Source organism: Cytobacillus massiliigabonensis (assembly GCF_900199725.1).
GTDB classification, from domain to species: domain Bacteria; phylum Bacillota; class Bacilli; order Bacillales; family Cytobacillaceae; genus Cytobacillus; species Cytobacillus massiliigabonensis.
The window spans coordinates 1,370,430-1,395,620 of record NZ_LT904904.1 but is presented as its reverse complement, the minus strand read 5'-3'; the positions used below and the strand labels follow the sequence as shown (position 1 = coordinate 1,395,620).

Here is a 25,191-nt window from a genome sequence, read left to right as displayed (position 1 = left end):
CAATCCTATCATAATGGCAAAAAAAAATAACAAGACTTTTGTCGTCTTGTTACTTGGGATTTTCGTCAAATTTTTTATGAATCAGTTATATGTTTTCAGCTGGATAATTTTGTGTATAAAAAATATCTTGAAGAAGTAATATGAATAATAGTCTTTAGCATTCTTAATTAAAGTTCTCATATATTGAAAACATTGGCAGCATTGCAGCCAATACAATTAATCCAACAATTCCACCTAAAATTGCAATCATTAAAGGCTCAAGAATCGCACTTAATCGTGATGCCATTTGCTCAACTTCCTCTTCATAAAAATCTGCAATTTTCTCAAGCATTGTATCTAGCTGCCCAGTTTCTTCACCAATCGCAACCATATGACTGACTAACTTGGGAAATACCCAGCTTTGTGCAAGTGGCATTGATAGACTAGACCCTCCACGAAGTGACTCGAGTGACTGTTCTAGTACTTTAGCAAAAACTAAATTATTTGCAACCTCAGCACTCATTTTTAATGTTTGCAAAACTGGAACTGAACTGGAAAATTGCGATGCCATCGTCCTAGTGATTCTAGCAATAATTTGCTTTTGATTTAAGACACCGAATACTGGCATTTTTAACTTTATTAAATCCAGCATATATTGTCCCTTAGGATTACGCTTAATTGCTATATAAACAAGGGTTAATAACACTACAATCAATAAGCAGATATACCATTTTTCTATTAAGAAGTCTGAAATTGCCATTACTATTTTTGTAGGCAAAGGTATCTCTCCACCAACTGACAATAAGTTATTTAGTAAACTTGGCAATACTTTAGTAAGTAAAATAATTACAACGGTAATTGCAACAATTGTCACTGCAATTGGATACATCATAGCTGATTTTACTTTTTCTTTTACTTTATGTTCCTTTTCATAGAAGATTGCTAGACGGTTCATTACCCTTTCAAGATCGCCACTAGCCTCACCAGCGATTGCCATATTAATAAAGATTTTATCAAAAATTTTCGGGAATTTTTTACAAGCTTCTGAAAATGCAATTCCTGATCGAATATCTTGATAAATATTGAGAAGTGCTTTTTTAAAAACCTTTGATGAAACTTGATCAGTAAGCAACCGAATTGAGTCTACAATTGGTGTACCTGCATTTAACAAGGTAGCAAGCTGACGGCAAAAAACGACAAAGTCTTGATTTTTAACTGGCTTACCTATTATGATGTTTAAGTCTTTATTCAAGATTGACTCTTTTTTCTCAACTATTTCAATAATATAAAAGCCTTTTCTTTTTAACTCTTCTGTGGCTTCTGCTTTTGAAGAAGTATTCAGTTTTCCTTTTACTTCTTTGCCAGTTCTTGAATCAATTCCTTTATACTGATAAACCACTACCTTGCCCCCTTTCTAAGAGAAGTCTATTCATGTTTGTCCCAATTAGGTACATATTCATCCGCAATTGCACGAGTAATCATTCCTTGTTGTACAAGGTCTGAAACTGCTCTATTTATCGTCTGCATACCTATGTTTCTGCTAGTTTCTAATACGGTTTGTATTTGGTGGATTTTGTTTGATCGAATTAAGTTTGCAACCGCATGATTCGATACTAATATTTCTAGTGCTGCTATTCGCCCTTTGCTATCAACCGTAGGTATTAGACGCTGAGAGATAACTCCAATTAAAGTGCTTGCAAGTTGAGTCCGAATCTGCTGTTGATTTTCTGCAGGAAAAACATCAATAATACGGTCAACAGTTTGAGCAGCTCCCGTAGTATGAAGTGTTGCCAATACTAAATGTCCTGTTTCAGCTGCAGTTATAGCCGTTTGTATCGTGTCGAGATCTCGCATTTCTCCAACAAGAATTACATCAGGGTCTTGTCGTAAGGCTGCACGCAGTGCATTTGAAAATGATTTACTATCTTGACCAATCTCACGTTGATTGATAATACTACTTTTGTGACTATGCAAATATTCAATAGGGTCTTCCAAAGTTAATATATGCTTACTTGATGTCTCATTAATATAATCAATGATTGCCGCCAAGGTTGTTGACTTCCCACTGCCAGTAGGTCCAGTGACAAGCAGTATACCTTGTGTATGCTTTGCAAATTCTTTTGTAATTTTTGGCAGGTTTAATGACTCCAATGTTGGAATTTTGCTATTAATTACGCGACAAACAATTCCTATGGAACCTCTTTGCCTATATATATTCACACGAAATCTGCAAATCTCTGGCAGTGAATATGAAAAATCAAGCTCCCCTTCTTTTTCGAAACGCTCTAACTGCTCGTTCGTAATAATTTCTTTAGCCAACCGCAACGTATCATCTGGTGTAAAAATTTCAGTGCCGACTTTTTTTAGCTTGCCATTAATACGAACAATCGGGGTGACTCCTGTTGTTATATGCAAATCGGATGCATGATTTCTAAAAGCAAAATGCAGTAGTTTTTCCATATTCAACTCATTCGTAGTCATAATTACCTAGATCTTCCCCTTTATCTAATCTATCATACTGTGACTCGATAGATTTCCTCTATTGTCGTTTTTCCTTGTGAGACTTTTAATAATCCATCATATAACATTGCTTTAAATCCTTTTTCTTCCACATACTTGCGATAGACGGAATCTGCTTGTTTCTTTGTAATCATTTCTCGTAATTCATCATCAATCAAGACAATTTCGTGGATAGCCAGCCGTCCTTTATATCCAGTACTATTACAGTTGGAGCAGCCCATTCCTTTCAAAATTCCACTCGTTGGTAGTCCTCTTGATTCAAAAAGTTCTCTTTCTTCATTTGTAAGGTTATAGGTACTTGCACAATACGGGCAGACTTTTCGGACAAGCCGCTGTGCTAAAACACCCACTAAAGATGAAGCAACAAGAAATGGCTCAACCCCCATATCAATTAATCGGCTTATCGCACTTACTGAGTCATTCGTATGAAGTGTACTTAACACTAGATGACCAGTCATTGCAGATCGTAAAGCAATCTCTGCAGTTTCTGAATCACGGATTTCTCCAACCATGATAATATCAGGATCTTGACGTAAAATAGAACGTAATCCAGCAGCAAATGTCATTCCTATATTTGACTTTACTTGTACCTGATTGATTCCTTTTATTTGATACTCAACAGGATCTTCAACCGTAATAATATTTACTGTATCTGTATTCAACTCTTGAAGTGCTGTATAAAGTGTTGTAGATTTTCCCGAACCAGTTGGACCTGTTACAAGTATAATTCCATAAGCGTGATTTATCATTTTTTGAAAACTAGCTTCATTTTGTTCAGCAAACCCCAATTTCTCTATACCTAAAGTAACACTACCAGTATCAAGCAAGCGCATAACTACCTTTTCACCATACACAGTTGGTAAAATAGAAATCCGAAGATCAATCGTTTTTAATTCTAATTCCATTTTAAAACGGCCATCCTGTGGTAATCTTTTTTCAGCAATATTTAATTTAGACATAATTTTAATTCTTGAAACTAATACATTATTCATTTTCGTCGGTAATGTTCTTTCAGTCCGAAGAATTCCATCTACCCTAAATCTAATAAGTGTTTCTGTTTCATGTGGATCTATATGGATATCGCTTGCTCCAAGCTGAACAGCTTGGCTTATAAGTTGGTTAACCATTTTTGCAACTGCTGAGTCATCTGATTGCTGAGCCTCAAGGAAAGCCTGATCATCCTCACTAGTTGGCATTTCTTGTATCATTTGGTCAATGGACTTTTGCATCCCATAATAACGATTAATTGCTAAACGCAGTTCATCTTTTTTTGCAATTGCCGGATCAATTTCAAATCCAGTACTTAAACGCAGATCATCAAGTGCAAAGTAATCGAGTGGATCATACATTGCGACCATCAAACGGTTATTTGTTTTTCTGAGTGGCAATATTTGGTGCTTACGGGCCAATTCCTCACTTATTACATTGACCAATTTTCTGTCTATTTTCTGTTTATATAAATCAACATGCGGAATGCCTAATTGAAATTCCAACACTTCAATAATTTGCTGCTCACTAACTAGATTCATTGCGATTAACTGATCCCCTAGTCTGCGCCCAGTATCCTTTTGCTCCTGTAATGCATTCATTAGCTGTTCTTCTGTAATGACGGAAGTCTCTACTAATAAATCTCCTAATCTCTTTCGTTTTTGAATCATTAAATATCCCTCATTTTCATAAAACTAATAGATTAAATTACTTTATATTAACAGGAACATAACTATTAAAAATCAGCATGTAATCAAGTATTAATCCTTCTATTTCCCACAAGGATTCCAGTTGACCATCTGTTACACCATTTTGGAATATCTGTTCTATTTGACTTAAAATTGATATTGTTTCCAATAGCTCTTGCTTACGTCCTTCATTAACGCCTTTTTCCAACATTTGATGAATCTTTGTTTCATAAGAATTTCTTTTCAACTGAATTATATTTAATTGTTCTTCGGTAATTGAAATTTTCCCATCAATTATTCCATCTGTTAATAGTTTAGTAATGGAGGCTACTACTTCTTCCGCTTCAGGCAGAAGGTTCACTGTTTCATCTTCAGTAAGTCGATAAGGCAATGTTTTCACATATGATTCGAAACCTTGTTTTCTTAAGACGTCTACAATTTTTTGAGCGGATGCAACACTATTGTCTGTTGCAGTATAAATATAGCTCATTTCATCTCCAATAATTCTTGGATGTATTCCATTTTTCACTAGGTTTTCAATGGCTAAATTTAGATATTTCGTCGATGTGTATACACCTGTTTGAACAACATGGAATACAGGATCCCCATTCTTAATCCCATCAGTTTTACTATCTGGCCTCTGATAGATTCCAAAGTCTGCATTAACTCCAACTAAAGGTGCTTCTTCAAGTTCATCACCATTTATTTCTGTTTCCATATCTGTCATTGTTAAACTGTTATCTTCATTAGTTTGACTAGGCTTAGACGCCTCTAGATCTATATAACGCTTAATTTTTCTAGGATCGAATTCATAATCAAGCTCAAATTTTGTATCATCATCAATAAAGTTAGCAAAGTCTTGAGAATAAAATGCACGAATAGTAACAATTCCTTCCAAACGATTCTCCTTTTCTTCATTTATTGAATACTCATAAGTTTGGATATGAGTGGTCCTTTTCAAGTTTTCAAGCCCACTCACAAATCGATTAACATCTTCTACTTCACCGTTGACATCTATCATCATTTCAATATATGAGATATCAAGGTTATATAAATCCGGATACTTTTCCTTAAGGATTGCTAATAACTCAGCAGGCAATAGTTGGTCCCAATCATTACCTTCCAGATTCTGAATTGTGCCATTCACTTGTTCTTCATTAATATTTTGACTTTCTTCAGCAGGGGTTTCTGCATCCATTTCACTATTTTGCCGATTTTCTAAACCAGATGGATTTCCTGAATTAAGATTAAACGTAACACTATCTATAACCGCCCCAGTTTCTAATTCCGTTCTCTCTATATCTTTGATTAATTCCTCAACGTTCGGTCTAACAGGAATACTTGCAAGTAATTGCTGTTTTTCCTCATCAGTAAATACTTGTGACTCTAATTTGTTAATTGCTTGTTCATAAAATGAAGCATCTTCATTTATTCTATTCAATTCCTGCAATTGATTCTTTTCCTCAGCAGCTAGCGGACGAAGCATAAAAAAATAAAAGACAAATAATAATAGAAATAAAAACAGGATAGCAATTAATACAGTATTTTTATTTTTTTCAAGCCATTTAGTCATCATTGCTCACCCACTAACGTGTTAAGCTTAATTTGAAATAGAGTTTCATAAGCTATTTCTTCCTCATCAGCGATGATACTATCTACCTGTGCATGTTCAACAAAATTAGCATTAAGTAATCGATGGAGGAAAATAGCTGAATCACCTTTTGAGTTAAAAGTTACAGTCACTGTAAGTTCACCAGTATTCAGATACGTATACGCATTTACTTTTGCTTGATCAGGCAGTAATTGATTTATTCTGTCTTGTAAGGTAATCGGATTTTCATAGATATTATTTAAATACTGATCTAATAATCTATATCTCTCAGTATAATTATATTCCGTTACTCCAGTAGTATAAGATTGATATTCCTTTTGAAAGTCATTACGTGTATCTGTTTGTGTTGCTATGCTTTCTTTCAACGATTGGACAGCATTCTTAGTTTCAAAATAATTATAGGCAAAAAAAGAGGTTGAAGCTGCAAATGCTACAATGCCTAAAACTGGAATGAAATAGACTGATCTTTTTTCTTTACGGCTATTCGTTTGAGGTAATAAATTTATGCTAAATTCCACAATAGGCCTCCATTCTGACAAACGCTTTGAAAGTTCCTCTTTTATCTTTTTTTATTTTTTTCATTCGCTCTTATTGCAAGTCCGATAGCAACACTGCTTGCATCTAAAAGATCATGTTTCATAAAGTTATTTGCAAGAATTGAACTGTAGTCGATCCTGACAATCCCTTCTGTTTCCATACGTTCCTTTAGCGGCTCAAATATCTCGTTCGCTTTTTCCCCCGTAACAATAATTCTTTTAAATTCACTATCTCGTTCATTTAATGAATAACGGAAAAAGTTTTGTGCTCGCTCTATCTCAAGAATGATTTCGTTCACATAGGTCTCTTCAACCAAGTTTTTAGGCTCCTCTTTTGTAACTGCAACTTCCAGGTAGGAATCTATATGGGATAATTCTTCCTCTAGCAGCAGCACTTCATCATCGTGATTATCTTGAGGACTTGAGTAGTAATCATTGCGATTAATAGACATCATTCTCGAGAATACAATGATATTTTCTTTAAAAATATGAATATCAACTGATTCCTCTGATGCATCAACAATCATTTCAGTTTCTTTTAGCCAGCGTGGATGTGCATAAAAAAGTAATCGCTGAAGCGCTAAGCCGCGAATTTCAGCTGATAGTGGTTTAAGACCAGCAGATATACATAAATCGGCTAAATCCTGTGCTAATAATTGAGATGTAGCAAAAAGCAATAACTCACTTTTTGGTCCATCCATATTTTCTTCGATGCCTTTTGCAAGTTCATCTAGGGACAGCTCATCTTCTTCCTGATCCTCAGCATTTTCAAACTTGTCCAATTTATCCGATGCAAGCGAACCTATTTTCACAAAGTCATAGATTGGATTTTCAAATGGTAAATGAATGCTCTCGCCTATTTGAAACTGTAACAACTTTGCCAATTCATTTTCTCCAATATCAGGCAAAGAGGTAATCTTACGAACGAGAATATTTTGGGTTGGGATTGCTAGGTGGGCATATTTGGATATACTACCGTTTTTTAATAGATCTTTTAATTCTAGTAAAAGTAGGTCTTTATTTGTAGTACGACCCCCAACAATAATTTCCTGATGTATTTCTTTTTTGCCTATATTCTGTAGCACAGGCATGCCTCTTTCCATCTTTATGGTAGCATAGGAGATGGAAGTGTCGTGGAAGTCTATTCCAGAAAATTTGTTGTTGCGAAGCATTATATTCACCCCCATGTATTCTTCTGTTATTGCCTTAAGGTTTCATAATTAGTTACCTGCATACTTGATTCCCATAAACGATTTTCAGGATTAGATGTATCATTATCTGTTCTTATACATTTATCATCAGTTAACCCCAATAGTGAACAATCTATTCCTTTCGCTTCACCGCTGAAATTGTTTTTTCCATTAGTGGTAAAATTTTTCGCAATTATCCCTGAATTGATAATCATTGAATCATCGTTACCCCCACCACTTTTACTAAATTGATTAGTTACTATTAAGGCTCCATTTACCACTACAGTAGAATTACCACTCATATTAAAACTGTCTACTACAAGAACACCATCTATTTGAATTGTAACTTTTGTTTTTCCAGAACCGCTTATATTAACACTCTGGGCAAACACTGTTGAATCTTTTGGAATAATCATTGTATCCCCATTCCCTGAGTAAGTAATTTGAATAGGATTATGAATACCTGGTTTAAAACTGTATGAGTTATAAATAACCCAAGAATTATTATAAGTTACTGGATAGCCAATATTTTTTAAAATAGTATTATAAGTTTGATCTGATATTTCCTCATTATTATTTTTTATATCTATGTTATCGTGCTGCGAAGAACCACTATATGAAAAACTTTTATTGTAATAAACTGGTTTATTTAACGCCCCAGTCTCCGCCACAATAAAAGGATCTCTCTTTTCTACTTCTAACTCTACATATCTAGATATATTTGTACCATTAGCAGAAATACTGGCTAAATAAGTATCTGGATCAATAATCTTTTTATCAATTGTAATTGTTATTGGTGATTTATCCCCAATTGTTTTCTTAACTGTCAAAGGACTTTTATCCTTTAAGTAAAAATAAGGTCCCATTTGTTTAACCAAGACTGTTATTGGCTTACCATTTTTATCAGTTATTATTTTTCCCTGTTTATCCCGCAATTCAACTGGTACAGTTTTTCCTTCGTAAGAATTCATCTCTTCTAAAATTAAATCAACTGCACCCTCCACAGTATAAAAAGCGCCTTGATTTTTTTTATTCTTCTCATTGGATTTTAGACTATAAGTCGTTGATGCTAGGAGAGCAGCGCTAATAATTGATATAAATAAAACCACAAATAATACTAGCATAAGTGCAGCACCGGATTGAGAATTAACGTTTTTCCAAATTTTCATGTCACCACCACCGATATTCTTTCGGAATAAGGAAAGCATTTTTTAAAAATTAATATTTAAACCTTTGGTCACGGATTATCTCACTTTTTAATTCGAATTCGAATCCAGACTTTTCAATAATTAATTTTACCTTTACTGGATTTTCATTTTCACTCACAGTAAATTCCTTTATATTTTCTGATAATACTATACCGTCTTTTTTTATAATTCCTTTATTTCCCTCATGTTTCTCATACTCTATCAATACATCTTTATTTGATCCATCAATCAATTTCTTTGATCCTGAATCATTATTAAGTGGATACCAAGTAATATCATAATCTCTCATCTTTTCCGTTACATATTCCATAATTAAACGTGCTTCACGCTGAACATCATTTTTAATTGATACTTCTTTTTCTGTTTTTAAAGAAATAATAACTAAATTTGAAATTGGAACAAGGATTATTCCCATAACTAAGACAACTACAAGCAGCTCTAATAAAGTTACGCCTTTTTCGTTTTTCATTATTTTTTCACCACAGTAACTAGTTCAATTTCTCTACTTCTATCTTCTATTTTGCCACCGGAGCCATTTACAACTTTAATAGGAGTTTTTACAATTAATTTAACTTCATCGAAATTAGGATTTTCAGGAGATGTCTTAACCTCTGTTGAAATATATACGTGTAGATTTGTGTTTACATTAATTTCATTTAAAGGCCCTTTACAACTATTATCAATGTAATCTACATTGGTCCAACAACCATCTGACAGCAAAGATGGAGTATTTTTAAGTCTAATCTTCTCCATTACCTCCTGGGCAATATAAGCCATTTCTGATTCTTTTTCTTGACTTATTGTTCTTGTAAAAGTGCCTGTCATGATTGTTAACAAAGGGACAATTACGATTCCAGCAATAACAACCGCTGCTAAAAGCTCTACTAATGTTATACCTTTCTCATTCTTCATGAACATCCACCCCTACCAAAAGCTTATATACCATTTCCAAATTTCTTCACCGTATGTATAGGCGATGATGGTCCCAATTAATATAGATGGACCAAAGGCAACAGGCTGCCCTCTTTTGACTTTTCCTATCATCATTAGAAAAAGACCTCCAATTGCTCCAACAAAGGACGCAAGGACGAGACTCATGGCTGTTAGAGATGGTCCTAAAGTTATACCTATTGCTGCGTATAATTTAATATCTCCTCCGCCCATGCCTCCTTTACTGACAATTGCAATGAGGAATAATAAAGAAAAGCCGGCTATTCCGCCAAGTAAATAATACCAGAAAGGTTCAGATCCGATAAATAGCCGAGTAATAGCTAATAACCCAAGCATTGGCAATGTCACTTTATCTAGGATCAAATGTTCACGAATATCTGTTAAAACAGATATTATCAATAAAATAGTTAATATCAAAGCAGGGATAAGTTCTAGTGATACACCAATAGATTTGTAAATATAGAAAAAAGAGACTGCTGTTAGCAATTCTCCAAATGGATATAATGGGGAGATTACAGTTTTACAATATCGGCACTTTCCTTTTAAAAACAAATAACTTAGAACAGGAAATAAATCAAAAATACTTAATTTATGATTACAATGTGGACATTGGGATGGTGGGAAGATAACTGATTCTTTTTTTAGGAAACGAATAGCAACAACATTGAAAAAGCTACCTAATATCAAGGCATAGATGATCACAAAAATATCAACGAAAACCAATTAATCTCTTCCCTTCTATGTTGTATTTGTAACTTTTGTTTATAAAAAAAGCTGTCGCCGCCAAAAATGACGCGACAGCTTCTCGAACTATTTTACACAGGCAGGTGTTGTTGCAGAAACCTTGCCAGTTGCTGCATCATAAGCGAATGCTGTATCTGAACAACCTTTAAAATTTGAAGGTACAGGAACAGCTTCTATAAATGGACCACCTTTAGCAGATTTATCAGTTAAATTTGTTAAAGCAGCTGGATAAGCATCATTCATAGTGTAATATCTATTAACTGCATCTTGTAAAACAGAAACATTTTGAGCATTTGTATTTTTACCAGCTGTTTCCTTATTCCCCATCACCATTGGTATCGCAATCGCCGCAATAATCCCCAAGATTACAATAACTACTAGCAGCTCAATCAGCGTTAAACCTTTTTGGTTTTTCAAAAACAAAAACTTCATTTTTTTGTTCAAAAGTTTTTTGATCATTTGAACGAATTCCTCCCTTTTTATTAATATAATAAATGCATATTTTATGAGTTAATTAACCCTTAAAATATATAAAAATAGCCCTTACAAGCATGTACAAATAATACATAGTCTGTAAAGGCCGGTTGCACCAGTAGCTCTGTATGACTTAGGTGCCCAGTTACAAGTCATACTTCAACGCATCCTCTTATACTCTTTATTGCCTGTATTATATCTAGGATTACAAAATAAGTAAATAGATTTTTGTGACTTTTTGACTATTTAAGATTCATTTCATGTGGAAATGATCCATTTCTATAGTTATTTTATCATGTGATATACGAGGAAAAAAACATATTTCTATTAATAGTTTTTTAGTAATTTTAGTCTATTTTAGCAGTATTATGATTTTATAAAAACTTGTCTAAAACTTATAGTCCTATAATTCTGTTGTTATCTCTTTTTATACCTCTCTTCTAACTAAGACAAACTTATTTCTGATATTTTCTTTAGGAATATAGTTTCAAAAAAAATATTACTTATTCGAAGGGAATTATAGTGAATTTTTTTAAACGCAATAAGTTATTTTATATCGATAAGAATTATTTGGCAATAAAAACAAAAACCCCAACGACATTGGGGTCTCACCTCACATACTCCGCCACCCGATTCCGTCCAGCCCTTTTCGCGCCAACATACAGCGCCCTGTCGGCATGTCTGATTAACCCAAGTGAATCTTCTGCATCGGATGGGGCAGCTGCAACTCCAATTGAAGCTGTAATGTTAACACCAAGTGGAGTACGATCCCGCTCCATATGCTGCGTCAGGATGAATGTATGTAAAGCAATGGTTTGCCTGATGGTTTCAGCTGCTATAAGCGCTTCTTCTTTAGTCACATCTGGAAGAAGGATAACAAATTCCTCCCCCCCATACCGGGCAACGGTTCCTCTAACTCCTATCAGCTTTTGCAGTTCGTTGGCAAGCTGACAAAGGATTTCATTGCCGCTTTGATGACCGTATGTATCATTTATTTTTTTAAAGTGATCAACATCGAGAATGAGCAGTGATAGTTGTTCTCTTTCAAAAGTTTCAAGTCGGTCAAATTCTTTAGTTAATAGGTTTTCAAAATAACGGTAATTATACAGCTTCGTTAAGGCGCAACGCTCGCTTTGTGCCTTAGTTTCTTCATAATGCCTAGCATTCTCGATCGCAACAGCAAAGTGTGAGCAGAGAATATCAACAATCATAAGCTGGGATTTTTCATATGCTCTTTTCTGGGTTGAAGCAAGTAAAAGTACACCCATTACCTTGTTATTGCGTACAATCGGTACACAAATAACACTTTCAACTGTCTCAGGCATATACCCTTTAACAATATGCTTCCACTCTTTTTTCGTGTGAAAAAGCATCGCTTCCCCTTTATCCCAAACAAGGCCGCTAATTCCTTCATTTTTCTTTAGCGGGCGAATATTAGCCGATTTTTCTTTCCCGTTCTCAATACATCGCAGCAGCTGTAACTCATTCTCATCGACAACATCTAGAATGTAAGCGTAATCAACTGTAAGCATTTTTGTAATCTTTTCAATAAATAAATTGATTACCTCATTCACAACAAGTTTTTCTGCAAGCTGATGACCAATTTCTGTTGCTTTTTGCAAGTATGTATTAATTTTGTCACTTGAATAATAAAGATTTAATATGATTGATAGGCTTGCGAATGGAACACCCACAAATAGTAATGCGATGAGACCTACCTCTGTATACAATATATAAAGGACAAAACCAATTGGAAAGGTAATGAGAGTCGTTACCGTCTCCCAGATGAAGTCCTTGCCAAAAATCTTCTTTTTATTATTGTAGACTGCAAAATTAATAATAATGATGATGAAGTGATTGAGAAAATAGTAGAGTACAGGATAAGTAACAACTAGCCAAAAGGTCATTTTAACTTCGCTTAAGCTTACTCCCGTATTTCCTCCTAAGGAATAATAAAAAACACCGCTTAGTAATGAAACGAGGAAAAACATCAGCGAATTCAATGGAAGCCGAAAAAAAGCATTCCGCGGAAGTTTAACTCTGATAAATAATACAATCAATGCTATTTGTGCCATGACTAGCTCAACAAATAATCCAAATGTTAAAAAAGCAGCCCATGATATCCACTGAATTAAAAATACCGGACTTCCATTTATGACCATTGGTGTAGCTGCAACAACTATAGCCAACAGTAAATAAATAAAAACATCTATTTCCTGTCCAGAAATATATGGAGGATATGTTTGGAAAGTAAACCATAAGCCTAATGGAAAAATGACCAGCCAAAGCAACCATATAATCCATTTCTTTGCTCCACTTACCATATATATCCCCCTCTCACATTTATAGGTAATAAGTCATATAACATGAACATCGTATCAAATTTTCAATCAATTGTCACATGAATCCTTCATAAAATTACCTATTTACAACTTCTAACAAATACGGCTTTGCCTCAGACAGAAAGTAAAGTGACCCTGTAATAATGAGGATTTCATCTTTTTGAAGGGTGCGGATCTCCTCATCAACTGCTGCTTTCCAATCATTTGTGCAATATTTATTGTCATTTTGACTTATGTTGAATAACGCTTCTGCATTTGCTGCTCTCGGAAAATCAAAGCTTACAAAGGTGATTTTATCTGCAGCCGTGTCTAAATTTAGGATCATCTTATCCAATTTTTTATCAGATAGAGCTGTAAAGATGATTCTGATTTTTTTATCCGAATAGCGCTTGTTCAATTCATTTACTAACGCTGTGATTCCTTCTTCATTATGAGCCCCATCAATAATAATTAATGGATCCATCGAAATCGTTTCAAAACGGCCTGGCCAGTATGCCTTTTTTAAACCTGAATAAATATGCTCGTCCTCTATTAAGAAAGAATAATATTTATTTAATAGCTCCACCGCCATTATCGCTAAAGAGGCATTTTCTGTTTGGTGGTTTCCTGCCATAGAGATCTCTAAATTACTCCATTTACGAAAAGGTGTTTCTTGCGAAAATAGTTCCCCAGTTGCTGTTGAGTGATGATCTTCAATAGAAAACTGGCTGCCAAGAGAATACAATGGTGCCTTCATTTCAAGTGCCTTATTTTCAATCACTTTCTTAGCTTCTTCTTGCTTTACTGCCGTAATGATGTTCGTTCCCGGTTTAATAATACCTGCTTTTTCAAAAGCGATTTCTGCATGTGTAGATCCAAGTATGCCTGTATGATCTAAGCCGATATTTGTAATAATGGATAGGATCGGAAAGATGATATTAGTGGAATCGAATCTTCCGCCTAACCCAACCTCAAATAAAACAATATCAACCGGCTGTACATGTCCAAAATACTGCATCGCCATCGCTGTGATGATTTCAAATTCTGTTGGACCTCCAAGATCAGTCGCTTCCAGTTCAACGGAAAGCGGGTAAATATCATTTGCAAGCCGTACAATATCCTCGTCTTTAATCGGAACCCCATTCCATGCAATTCTTTCATTAAACTGCTCGAAATATGGTGAGGTAAAAGTCCCTACGGAACAGCCAGATTCCTGAAGAATATGGCGAAGATATGTTAATGTTGAACCCTTTCCATTTGTTCCACCAATATGGATCGACTTCATTCGTCTTTCAGGATGCCCCAGCTTCTCCATCATCCATTCCATTCTTTTCAATCCTGGTTTCACACCAAGTCTTAAGCGAGAGTGTATCCAATTAACTGCTTCCTCATATGTATTAAACATGTTAGCCCCTCCTAACTACACATAGGAAGACGAATCCAATCTAGTTTGGATTCGCCTTCAAATACTTTTGCTATTCGCCTTTTAATTCTTTTATTCGCGCTTCAACAGCCGCTCGCTTCTCACTATAGTCGAGCTCTTTCGCTTTTTCTTCTTCAATAACTTTTTCAGGTGCCTTTTTAACAAAGCCCTCATTACTCAATTTCTTTTGAACACGCTCTACTTCTTTGTTCAGTTTATCCCATTCTTTTTCTAGGCGGGCAATTTCTTCTTCAATATTGATTAAGCCCTCAAGTGGGAGAATAATTTCTGCACCAGTTACAACCGCTGTCATCGCTTTTTCAGGGGTTTCAACATCCGTTGCTAGGATTAATTCCTCTGGATTGCAGAAACGCTCAATATAGCCGCGATTGCTTTCTAATGTGCTCAGAATCGCTTCATCTTTTGCTTTTAAAATCATCTTAATCTTTTTACTCATTGGTGTGTTCACTTCCGCACGGCTATTGCGAACGGAGCGGATGATTTCAACTAATAGCTTCATTTCATCAGCAGCCTTCTCATCCGTGAATTCAGGATTCACATTTGGCCATGCAGCTGTTGTAATCGATTTGCCTAAGTGAGGAAGGTTTTGCCAAATTTCCTCGGTAATGAAAGGCATGAACGGATGCAGCAATCTCATTGTATTATCTAGTACATAAGCCAAAATAGAACGAGTTGTTTTCTTTGCTGCTTCGTCTTCTCCGTATAGAGGAAGCTTAGCCATTTCAATATACCAGTCACAGAAATCGTCCCAAATGAAGTTATAAAGAATACGGCCAACTTCACCGAATTCATAGCGGTCTGATAGTCTTGTTACGGTTTCAATCGTTTCATTCAAACGAGTTAAGATCCATTTATCAGCCACTGATTTTTCTCCGCTTAGATCAATTTCTTCATAGGTTAAGCCGTTCATATTCATTAATGCAAAACGGGATGCATTCCAAATTTTATTCGCAAAGTTCCAAGTCGCTTCAACCTTCTCCATGCTGAATCGTAAATCCTGACCTGGTGAGCTTCCTGTTGATAAGAAGTAGCGAAGTGAATCCGCACCGTATTTATCAATGACATCCATTGGATCAACACCATTGCCAAGTGACTTACTCATCTTGCGGCCTTCAGCATCACGAACGAGCCCATGAATAAGTACATCATTAAATGGACGTTCACCTGTAAATTCAAGCCCTTGGAAAATCATTCTTGATACCCAGAAGAAGATAATATCATATCCTGTAACAAGAGCTGCCGTTGGATAATAGCGCTTATAATCAGCAGACTCTGTATCTGGCCAGCCCATTGTCGAGAATGGCCATAGAGCAGAACTGAACCAAGTGTCTAAAACATCCTTATCCTGCTCCCAGTTTTCGATATCTGCTGGTGCTTCATGGCCAACGAAAACCTCACCTGTTTCCTTATGGTACCAAGCTGGAATACGGTGTCCCCACCAAAGCTGACGTGAGATACACCAGTCACGGATATTCTCCATCCAGCGGAGATACGTATTTTCAAAACGGTTTGGAACAAAGTTTACTTTATTTTCTTTCGCCTGAAGGGCAATGGCTTCATCGGCTAATGGCTGCATTTTTACAAACCATTGAGTGGATAGATATGGTTCAACTACCGCACCGCTTCGTTCAGAGTGGCCAACCGAATGCATATGCTCTTCAATTTTAAATAGTACACCTTGCTCCTGCAGATCTTTAACAATCTGCTTGCGGCATTCGAAACGATCCATCCCTTGGTACTTATCAGCCTTTGCATTCATCGTTCCATCTTCATTCATAACAAGAACACGTTCAAGATTGTGGCGGTTTCCGATTTCGAAGTCATTCGGGTCATGTGCAGGAGTAATTTTCACTGCACCTGAACCAAACTCCATATCAACATAATCATCAGCAACAATTGGAATTTCGCGTCCCACAATTGGCAGCTTTACTGTTTTGCCAATTAAATGCTTATAACGCTCATCTTCAGGGTGAACAGCTACAGCTGTATCGCCAAGCATTGTCTCAGGACGAGTAGTTGCAATCTCAATATGTCCTGACCCGTCTGCAAGCGGGTATCTCATATGATAGAATGCACCCTGTACATCTTTATGGATAACCTCAATGTCAGAGAGAGCAGTTTTCGTTGACGGGTCCCAGTTAATGATATATTCACCGCGGTAGATTAGCCCTTTATTATAAAGGGAAACAAATACTTCACGAACAGCCTTGGATAGCCCTTCATCAAGCGTAAAACGCTCACGGCTGTAATCAAGCCCTAGACCAAGCTTCGACCATTGTTGGCGGATATGGCTAGCATATTCCTCTTTCCATTTCCATGTTTCTTCAACAAATTTTTCACGGCCTAAGTCATAGCGGCTCTTTCCTTCATTACGAAGCTTTTCCTCTACTTTAGCTTGTGTGGCAATACCAGCATGGTCCATGCCTGGCAGCCACAATACATCATAGCCTTGCATCCGCTTCATACGTGTTAGAATATCTTGAAGGGTCGTATCCCATGCATGCCCAAGATGCAATCTTCCAGTTACGTTAGGCGGTGGAATAACAATCGTATATGGCTCCTTCTTTTCGTCATCCTTCGCCTCAAAATATTTTCCCTTTAGCCACCAATCATAGCGTCCTTGCTCTATTGCCTGTGGATCATATTTCGTCGGCATCGTCAGTTCCTTCGTTTCCATTTTGATCATCCTTTCATTCATAAATCGCAGCAGTTTAAAAAATGGTTCTGTTAAATAATATTGTTGGTGCAAAACCAGAAAATAAAAAAACTCCATTCGCCTTAAAAGGACGAATGGAGTTTGCTTCGCGGTACCACCTTTTTTTCAATCATATAAGAATAACAGAAGCACTAGGGCACTGACATTCCTTAAAGAAATGATTGACTCTTAAATAGATAACGGATTTCCCGTCTTTCACTACTTGGACGAAAGTCCTTTCGCGAAAGAAGCTCGAGGGCGACCTTCCAATAGTTATCGCTTAGAAACCTTTCAGCTGATGGTTTTCCTCTCTAAAAAGCAAATGGCTATTGTACTCTTCCCTGTCAACGCTTGTGATTTAATTTATAAATATACTACCGAAAAATGATGGCTATAGTCAATATTAATTGCCTATTTATTTATAATTTATTCATTTTTATTTTTTTCTTACATGTTTTTATAAAAAAGGCTCTTACAAATTATAGGCACTAACCATGAAAACCGTACATAGAATAAATATGAGAAAGGATTGTATAGAAAGGGGGCATGCCGATTGAAAAGAAGATATAATCCGTATATTCTCCCGCCGTGGTTAAGAAAAATTAGAGGAGTTTGCGCACAATTTATCATTCCTATTTGTGTTTTTCAAGGAATTCGAACGATCCTTTTTCCTTTTACGCTCGATGTATTACTGCTAACCGTGTTAATATTATTAGCTATTGCCTTCCACTTTGAATTGCTATAGGAGCCCAAAATTTTTATTCAATTCTGGGCTCCTCCTTGCCCTTCTGCCTCAGCCATTGCTTTTGCCTGCTTCTTTTGTGCCTCAATTTCTTCAATTCTCATCAAAATATACTCTGTGTTTTTCAGTTGCCAGTACTGTCTTTGGAAGTGCAGGACTGATTTTCTTTCCCCTTTGCGATCTGCGTCTTTAAAATAGTTTTCAGCTGATCGGATGACTGCACCTGGATGGGCAAAATAGCTCTGAAAAAGCAATAACTCATCCTCTTTAAATGGGAAATACTTCAAATACGTATATATCCACTCTATGCATTCCTCCGAACGTTTCGGGTACGTTTTTAATGTTCTTGATAAGAACGGCAGTAAATCATGAAGAGGAGAGCCTAGTCTGGACTTTTCAAAATTGGAGAAGTATCCGTGTCCTTTATCATCAAATAAGAAATGCTCGGTAGATACCTTTCCGTGTATAATCACTGTACGGGCTTTTTCACTTTCCTCCGTTTTTTCATACCATGTTTTAAATCTTTTGATGGAAAATTGCAATGCTTGGCTAATGTCGTGGTAGGATAAAGTAAACAATAGCTCGAAGGGAGACAAATATTCTCTTCTTTCACATGATTCAATAAAACCTATTAAAAATTCATTTTCTTTCTCCCATTCAAGCAATGTTTTTTCATAATGCTCCGCTCGATCCTCCTTGCTTATTGTTACTTCCCTAACGGATAAAGTATGAAGTCTTGCAAGTTCGCGAAACAGCTGCTGATTCCGTTCAAATCGATTTTCCGTTACTTCATTTGCCAACCAAGGCATTAAGTAATATAATTCATTCTCATGTAAAACCGCATACCTTCCATCAACGGCAGGAAAAATAGGAACAATTCTGTTGTACCCTTTTTGAAAAAGGGATTGGACATGACGGATGAAATCACCGCCATGCTTTGGATCAATTTTCTTTAAGGCAAAGACCCCTTTATTCGTATAAATTTTCCGTACACGGCCACGCTCCTCAACAAAATGCGGCTCAAGAGCATAGTTCCTTAATATCGGTGCAACCTTTAATAAACGATTCTCCTTTTCCATAAGAATCCACTCTCTTTCATAAGAAAAGCGTAAGCGCCTTGATCATCGCCGTACTAACTGGAGGGGCTTCGACTGAGATAAAGGAAACACGGTGAGCGCAAGCGAACCGATGTTGACTTATCGTAGGGAGAAGACCTGAAGTTTGATAGGCGATAGGCGCTGTAGCTAGACAGGTCCCAAATTAAAAAAGAAAACAGCCTAAGCAGGTGTCCGCTAACCCGCCCAGCCTGTTTTTGCATTTTTCTAACGGGCTACAACAGCTGGAATATAAAGCACTTGCCCTTCATATATATCTTGACTAATTTCTAAATGATTGACACTTAGCAGCTGGTGAACACCGATTGAATACCTTTCAGCAATTTGATCGATTGTATCTCCGCTCTGAACAATACACACTTTTAATTTTGCCACATGATCCGCATCTTCCTTACGGGCAAAAAATTCGGTTAAGGTCATGCTCTTCTTTTTCGACTTTTTCTTTTTCTTATCTGTTTTCTCAGGACTTTCATCTTTTATTTCTGGAGATTCCAGTTTTGCATCATGTTCAGGGCTTTCAACATCAACCATGTCCACATCCTGTACTGGACTTTCATCTGCAGGAATTTCAAAAATGTCTTCAGCAGATGGGGGTGACTCTTCATTTCTTTTTGCAGAATAAAAAGTGATTTCGGGCTCATCTCCCCTTACTTCTTCTTTCACCTCTGGCTCTGATTCAGGCTCTTTCCTAGCCTCTGCTTCAAAAGGGATATAGACTTTCTCTATAAACTCTTCCTGCTTTTCATTTTTGTCTGCTGAACTAACAAAAATTTCTGTACGATCTTCTTCCTGTTCATTTTCTTCTGCAAAGGCTTTTTCTAATGGACTCACATCTACTTCGTCTTCTGCAACAGATGATCGATCTAATAGGAGTTCTAATTCTTCTTCCTCCTGTGTGTCTGCTTCGAAAGCTGGCTGTTGCTCACCATATAAGCCAGTGATCATTAAATTAGCTGATAGCTTCATGCAGCTTCTTTCTGGAAATATATAATCAAAGGATTCTACTTGTACATCAATATCATTTAAGTTTTGAATTCTATTGATAGGTATCGTTATATCCACTGGGAAGTAATGTTTAAATTCACAAACTCCTTCTTCTCTTTCTTCGACCACTTGAATGAATTTTGGAGCGGCAAAAGTTTCTTCATCATCCACCGTCTCGGTTTCATTGCGTTTATATTCACCTGATAGCTCGAGCGCTCCTTGAATCGTAACATATTGATCATCTTCCTGAATAAAAATATCAGGGTCTAGCGAGATTGAAATCAAATCTAATACTTCCTGTCCTTTTTGAAACCAGACGGACTCTTCTAAAGAAAATCGTAAACACGATTGGCTCCCCTGAGACAAAGCGACTCCTCCTTTCATTACACAACACGCTTTATCACTATGTCATTTACACTTTATGAGAAAGTTTATTTTTTTATGACCGGAAAAAGGTTCGTGTGAAAGAAAAGCATACATAATAGGGAAGGAGCTATTAATTGGGAGGTTGCAAAAAAGTCTTGAATTTTTGCAAATATATTCAGAAATTCGCAAAAATACTTTGGGGGTTGCAAATATATTCGGGATTTCGAAAATATACTTATGGTTTGCAAATATATTTAGTTTTTCGCAAATATCTCTTGAGGTTTGCAAATATACTCGCTATTTCGCAAATATCCTTTAGAGTTTGCAAATATTTTCAGAAATTCGCAATTATCCTTTCTTTCACCAAAATAAAAGACACTCATCCTGAAGATGAGTGCCAAATTGTTATGCTTTAAGTTTTGAAAAAGCTATGTCGATCGCTTGTAATGTCTTTTCTATATCTTCATCACTGTGTGCAGTTGATAAGAACAAGCCTTCAAATTGAGATGGAGGAAGGAAGACACCTTGATTTGCCATTTCACGGTAATATGCTGCAAAATAGTCTAAGTTTGAAGCTTTTGCTTTATCATAATTAATAACATTTTCATTCGTAAAGAAGAAGCCGATCATTGAGCCTGCACGATTGACAGTATTCGGAATATCATACTTTTCAGCAGCCGCTTTAATACCAGCTTCAAGCATATCTCCTTTACGGGTAAATTCCGTATATGCCTCTGGTGTCAGTTGACTTAATGTTTCATATCCAGCTGTCATAGCTAGCGGGTTTCCAGATAATGTTCCAGCTTGATAGATTGGTCCGCTCGGTGCAATTTGTTCCATGATTTCAGCCTTGCCGCCGTATGCACCTACAGGAAGTCCTCCACCGATAACTTTTCCTAAACAAGTGATATCCGGTGTAACTTTGAAGTAGCCTTGTGCACAGTTATAGCCGACACGGAAGCCGGTCATTACTTCATCAAAAATCAGCAGTGCCCCGTATTGTGTTGTAATTTCTCTAAGTCCTTCTAAAAATCCTGGCAGCGGCGGTACAACGCCCATATTACCCGCAACAGGCTCTACAATAATCCCTGCAATATCTTCGCCAAATTGCTCGAAAGCATACTTTACGCTCTCTAAATCATTATAAGGAACAGTAATCGTATTCTTCGCAATACCTTCAGGTACCCCCGGGCTATCTGGAAGACCAAGTGTTGCCACCCCAGAACCAGCTTTAATCAATAAGGAATCGCCATGACCATGGTAGCAGCCTTCAAACTTTAAAATTTTGTTACGTCCTGTATAGCCTCGTGCCAGTCTTAGCGCACTCATTGTTGCTTCTGTTCCTGAAGAAACCATGCGAATGATTTCAATAGACGGGACTCTTTCAATAACTAGCTTAGCAAGCTCATTTTCAGTAACTGTTGGTGCACCAAAGCTTGTCCCTAACTCCGCAACCTTTTTAAGAGCCTCAACGACACGATCATTTGTATGTCCTAAAATGAGCGGACCCCATGACAATACGTAATCAATATATTCATTGCCATCGATATCATAGATTTTTGACCCTTTACCTCTTTCCATAAAAATTGGATCCATGTTTACCGATTTAAATGCACGAACAGGAGAGTTAACTCCGCCCGGCATTAATTTTTTCGCTTCCTTAAAAGCCTGAATGGATTTATCATAAGAGCGCATCTAATCCCTCTTTTCACTTTTTTATTGTTGAAAATAATACAGTTTTAGCAAAGGTTGATTTCCGCTACAGGATGCTCGCTTTCCGCGGGGCGGGCGCTGAGCCTCCTCGTCGCTTACTCTCCAATCAACCTAACTTTATTCCAACACATTCATCTATATTGCCGTACAAATACCCTTGCTTAGTACCTAAATCTATTAACTAAGTGTAAAAAATATTATTGTTCTTTCAGCCATCTTGCTGCATCTTTTGCATGGTATGTAATGATAAGGTCACATCCAGCACGTTTCATCCCAGTAAGCATTTCCATGACGATTCTTTTTTCATCAATCCAGCCGTTTTGAGCTGCTGCTTTAACCATGGAATATTCACCGCTCACATTATAAATAACGAGTGGAAGATTGAAATTATTTTTCACATCACGAACAATATCAAGATATGGCAAACCAGGTTTCACAATTAGGAAATCGGCGCCCTCCATTAAATCAGACTCCGCCTCACGCAATGCTTCCATCCGATTTGCAGGATCCATTTGATAAGCCTTTCGGTCGCCAAATTGCGGAGTACTGTCAGCCGCGTCACGGAATGGGCCATAGAAGGCAGAGGCATACTTCACCGCATAAGACATAATTGGCACATTTTCAAAACCAGCCTCATCTAAACCTGCACGAATGGCAACAACAAAACCGTCCATCATATTAGAGGGTGCAATAATATCCGCCCCTGCTTTTGCTTGGCTTACAGCAGTTTGAACGAGCAATTCAAGTGAGGCATCATTTAACACTTGGTCTCCTTCTATCAAACCGCAATGACCATGGCTAGTGTATTCACAAAGGCAAGTGTCAGCAATAACGATTACCTCTGGGAACTTCGATTTAATTAAACGAGTTGCTTCTTGGACAATTCCATGATCATGGTAAGCTTGTCCGCCGCATTCGTCCTTCTCTAAAGGAATACCAAATAATAAAACTGATTTAATGCCTAAAGCGACAACCTCATTCATTTCATCTTCAAGATGGTCCAATGATAAATTATAAACGCCAGGCATTGATGTAATTTCCTTCTTAATATCCTTTCCCTCTGCTACAAAAATAGGATAAATGAAATCATCAATTGTTAAATGATTTTCGCGTACGAGTGCACGCATATTTGCACTTTGGCGTAAGCGTCTATGACGTGTGAATTGTAAATCCATTATAATGCCCTCCGATATTCATTTTCTAAATAATCAATTGTACTTTTTATCATATGATGAACGGTGTAAACATCTGGTGCAATATGAACCTTAAGTCCGTATGCCTCAATTCTTTCCTTCGTAACTGGACCGATACAGCCAATGATACAAGCTTCTACCTTATCGTAAAGATTATTCTCTTTAACGACAGCCATCAGATGGTCAATTGTAGACGGACTAGTAAAGGTTAAGATATCTAATTGGCTGCAAGAAAGCTTGTCTTTAATGAGTTCTCTGCTATCTTCAGGGAAATATGTTTCATATATGACTGCTTCATCAACGACTGCACCATGCTTGGTTAAATGAGCAGCAATATAATTGCGGGCCAAATTCCCCTTTGGAATAAGTACTTTCATACCCATTTTTACATATGGTTTAAATTCTTCGACAAACCCCTCCGCAACAAATTCTTGCGGCGTAAAATCAACTTGCAGACCTTTAGCTAGTAAATAGCTTTCTGTCTTCTTTCCAATCGCGGCAATTTTTGGCATATGGTTTCTATCAGATGGATGAAGAAAGGAAAGAAACGTTTCAACCGTTATACTGCTCGTAAAAATAAGCCAATCATATGTATGCAGCTGATTGATAATTGCATGATTTTCTGCAGAACTAGCAGGCCTAAAGGCAAGCAGAGGGATTTCAACAGGATTCCCGCCGTATTTCTCTACTAAGTCTGAAAAGGATTGTGCCTGTCCCTTACTTCTAGGAACAAGTATATTTTTTCCTTTTAAAGGAAGGGATGAGGCTGTCATTTGCCTTCCATCTCCGCTTTAACCTGATCAATTAATTCTTTTCCCCCAAGCTTAATTAAGCTATTTGCGGCAGCAATTCCAACCTCTTCTGGATTTGAGCCAGTAATCTGCTCTTTATAAATAATTTTTCCATCTGGTGAACCGACAAGTGCGGTTAATACCACTTCTTCCTTGTCATTAAGCTCTGCGAATCCTGCAATCGGAACTTGACAGCCGCCTTCCATTTTATGAAGGAAAGCACGTTCCGCTCGAACTGTAGCATCTGTATTTTCACATGTGAATTTCTTTAATAATCCAAGCAGTTCTTCATCATCACCACGGCACTCTATAGATAATGCACCTTGTCCGATAGCAGGGAGACAAATATCAGGATCTAGAAACTCAGTTACCACATCTGATGCCCATCCTAGTCTTGAAAGACCTGCAGCTGCTAAAATAATCGCATCATATTCTTCGGATTCTAATTTTTCTAACCTTGTGTCGATATTTCCGCGAATCCATTTAATTTCAATGTCAGGACGGCGGGCTAAAAGCTGGGCAGCTCTCCTTAAGCTGCTAGTTCCAACAATAGCTCCCGGCTTTAGATCATCAAATCGGATATGATTTTTAGAAATAAGCGCATCGCGATGATCTTCTCTTTCTGGTATACAGCCAATTACGAGGCCATCTGGAAGAATGGCAGGCATATCCTTCATGCTATGTACGGCCATATCAATTTCTTTATCAAGCATTGCCTGCTCAATTTCTTTCACAAACAGTCCTTTACCGCCTACTTTTGATAAGGTCACATCAAGAATTCGGTCCCCTTTTGTGACGATCTCCTTTACTTCAAAATCGAAAGACGGGTCCAGTGCCTTTAATTGATTAATAACCCAATTCGTCTGTGTTAATGCAAGTTTACTTCTGCGTGAACCAACAATAATTTTTCTCATGATAGCCTCCTAATTTTAAAGCG

At 36.9% G+C, this 25,191-nt stretch carries 21 protein-coding genes, 1 riboswitch and 1 other annotated feature; of the genes, 1 reads left to right on the top strand and 20 read right to left on the bottom strand.

Features of this window, described 5'->3' with window-relative positions; translation table 11 throughout:
• Positions 1 to 163: 163 nt before the first annotated feature.
• The 14 genes from C1726_RS17940 to C1726_RS17875 all read right to left on the bottom strand — a co-directional run bounded on the left by C1726_RS17940 (position 164) and on the right by C1726_RS17875 (position 17,332).
• Positions 164 to 1,378 carry a type II secretion system F family protein gene (locus C1726_RS17940; protein WP_102274405.1) on the bottom strand — a complete coding sequence of 405 codons (1,215 nt, stop codon included), beginning with the start codon at positions 1,376 to 1,378 and terminating at the stop codon, positions 164 to 166.
• A gap of 26 nt (positions 1,379 to 1,404) precedes the next feature.
• A complete protein-coding gene (locus C1726_RS17935) occupies positions 1,405 to 2,460 on the bottom strand; it encodes a type IV pilus twitching motility protein PilT (RefSeq protein ID WP_102274404.1) in 1,056 nt (351 codons plus the stop codon).
• A gap of 32 nt (positions 2,461 to 2,492) precedes the next feature.
• Positions 2,493 to 4,157: a type II secretion system ATPase GspE gene (gene gspE, locus C1726_RS17930; RefSeq protein ID WP_102274403.1), complete on the bottom strand. Its 1,665-nt coding sequence runs from the start codon at positions 4,155 to 4,157 to the stop codon at positions 2,493 to 2,495.
• Between the two features lie 37 nt (positions 4,158 to 4,194).
• Entirely contained in the window at positions 4,195 to 5,748 is a 1,554-nt protein-coding gene (locus C1726_RS17925) for a hypothetical protein (RefSeq protein WP_102274402.1), read from the bottom strand.
• On the bottom strand, positions 5,748 to 6,305 hold the full coding sequence (locus C1726_RS17920) for a hypothetical protein (protein WP_102274401.1): 558 nt from the start codon (positions 6,303 to 6,305) through the stop codon (positions 5,748 to 5,750). Before C1726_RS17920 ends, C1726_RS17925 begins: the two co-directional genes overlap by 1 nt.
• A gap of 41 nt (positions 6,306 to 6,346) precedes the next feature.
• The gene (gene pilM, locus C1726_RS17915) at positions 6,347 to 7,495 is read right to left on the bottom strand and encodes a type IV pilus biogenesis protein PilM (protein ID WP_102274400.1); all 1,149 of its coding nucleotides are present in this window, start codon (positions 7,493 to 7,495) and stop codon (positions 6,347 to 6,349) included.
• Positions 7,496 to 7,521: 26 nt separating this feature from the next.
• Positions 7,522 to 8,682: a hypothetical protein gene (locus C1726_RS17910; protein ID WP_102274399.1), complete on the bottom strand. Its 1,161-nt coding sequence runs from the start codon at positions 8,680 to 8,682 to the stop codon at positions 7,522 to 7,524.
• 49 nt (positions 8,683 to 8,731) lie between these two features.
• Entirely contained in the window at positions 8,732 to 9,190 is a 459-nt protein-coding gene (locus C1726_RS17905) for a prepilin-type N-terminal cleavage/methylation domain-containing protein (protein WP_102274398.1), read from the bottom strand.
• On the bottom strand, positions 9,190 to 9,633 hold the full coding sequence (locus tag C1726_RS17900; protein WP_102274397.1) for a type IV pilus modification PilV family protein: 444 nt from the start codon (positions 9,631 to 9,633) through the stop codon (positions 9,190 to 9,192). Before C1726_RS17900 ends, C1726_RS17905 begins: the two co-directional genes overlap by 1 nt.
• 12 nt (positions 9,634 to 9,645) lie before the next feature.
• Entirely contained in the window at positions 9,646 to 10,395 is a 750-nt protein-coding gene (locus C1726_RS17895) for a prepilin peptidase (RefSeq protein ID WP_102274396.1), read from the bottom strand.
• A gap of 87 nt (positions 10,396 to 10,482) precedes the next feature.
• Positions 10,483 to 10,875 (bottom strand): type II secretion system protein, encoded by a 393-nt coding sequence (locus C1726_RS26895; protein ID WP_322091004.1) that lies wholly within the window; start codon positions 10,873 to 10,875, stop codon positions 10,483 to 10,485.
• A 110-nt stretch (positions 10,876 to 10,985) separates the two neighbouring features.
• Positions 10,986 to 11,069: riboswitch (cyclic di-GMP riboswitch) on the bottom strand.
• Positions 11,070 to 11,498: 429 nt separating this feature from the next.
• Positions 11,499 to 13,214, bottom strand: a complete 1,716-nt coding sequence (locus tag C1726_RS17885; RefSeq protein ID WP_102274395.1) for a sensor domain-containing diguanylate cyclase — start codon at positions 13,212 to 13,214, stop codon at positions 11,499 to 11,501.
• 94 nt (positions 13,215 to 13,308) lie between these two features.
• Complete coding sequence (locus C1726_RS17880) at positions 13,309 to 14,616, bottom strand: bifunctional folylpolyglutamate synthase/dihydrofolate synthase (RefSeq protein WP_102274394.1); 1,308 nt, start codon at positions 14,614 to 14,616, stop codon at positions 13,309 to 13,311.
• A 70-nt stretch (positions 14,617 to 14,686) separates the two neighbouring features.
• Positions 14,687 to 17,332, bottom strand: coding sequence for a valine--tRNA ligase (locus C1726_RS17875; RefSeq protein ID WP_102274393.1), 2,646 nt, complete (start codon positions 17,330 to 17,332; stop codon positions 14,687 to 14,689).
• Between the two features lie 102 nt (positions 17,333 to 17,434).
• Positions 17,435 to 17,707, bottom strand: a binding site (T-box leader).
• A 196-nt stretch (positions 17,708 to 17,903) separates the two neighbouring features.
• On the opposite strand from C1726_RS17875, the gene C1726_RS17870 reads away from it, so the two are divergent.
• A complete protein-coding gene (locus tag C1726_RS17870) occupies positions 17,904 to 18,095 on the top strand; it encodes a hypothetical protein (RefSeq protein WP_082631697.1) in 192 nt (63 codons plus the stop codon).
• Positions 18,096 to 18,112: 17 nt separating this feature from the next.
• On the opposite strand, the gene ysxE is transcribed toward C1726_RS17870, so the two are convergent.
• From ysxE to hemC, 6 genes are all read right to left on the bottom strand, one after another.
• Positions 18,113 to 19,171, bottom strand: a complete 1,059-nt coding sequence (ysxE, locus tag C1726_RS17865; protein WP_102274392.1) for a spore coat protein YsxE — start codon at positions 19,169 to 19,171, stop codon at positions 18,113 to 18,115.
• Between the two features lie 243 nt (positions 19,172 to 19,414).
• On the bottom strand, positions 19,415 to 20,557 hold the full coding sequence (spoVID, locus tag C1726_RS17860) for a stage VI sporulation protein D (protein WP_102274391.1): 1,143 nt from the start codon (positions 20,555 to 20,557) through the stop codon (positions 19,415 to 19,417).
• A 405-nt stretch (positions 20,558 to 20,962) separates the two neighbouring features.
• Positions 20,963 to 22,252, bottom strand: a complete 1,290-nt coding sequence (gene hemL, locus C1726_RS17850; protein ID WP_102274389.1) for a glutamate-1-semialdehyde 2,1-aminomutase — start codon at positions 22,250 to 22,252, stop codon at positions 20,963 to 20,965.
• Between the two features lie 215 nt (positions 22,253 to 22,467).
• On the bottom strand, positions 22,468 to 23,445 hold the full coding sequence (gene hemB / locus C1726_RS17845; RefSeq protein ID WP_102274388.1) for a porphobilinogen synthase: 978 nt from the start codon (positions 23,443 to 23,445) through the stop codon (positions 22,468 to 22,470).
• Entirely contained in the window at positions 23,445 to 24,236 is a 792-nt protein-coding gene (locus C1726_RS17840) for a uroporphyrinogen-III synthase (protein ID WP_102274387.1), read from the bottom strand. Before C1726_RS17840 ends, hemB begins: the two co-directional genes overlap by 1 nt.
• A complete protein-coding gene (hemC, locus tag C1726_RS17835) occupies positions 24,233 to 25,168 on the bottom strand; it encodes a hydroxymethylbilane synthase (protein WP_102274386.1) in 936 nt (311 codons plus the stop codon). The genes C1726_RS17840 and hemC overlap by 4 nt, the downstream gene beginning before the upstream one ends.
• Positions 25,169 to 25,191 lie beyond the last annotated feature (23 nt).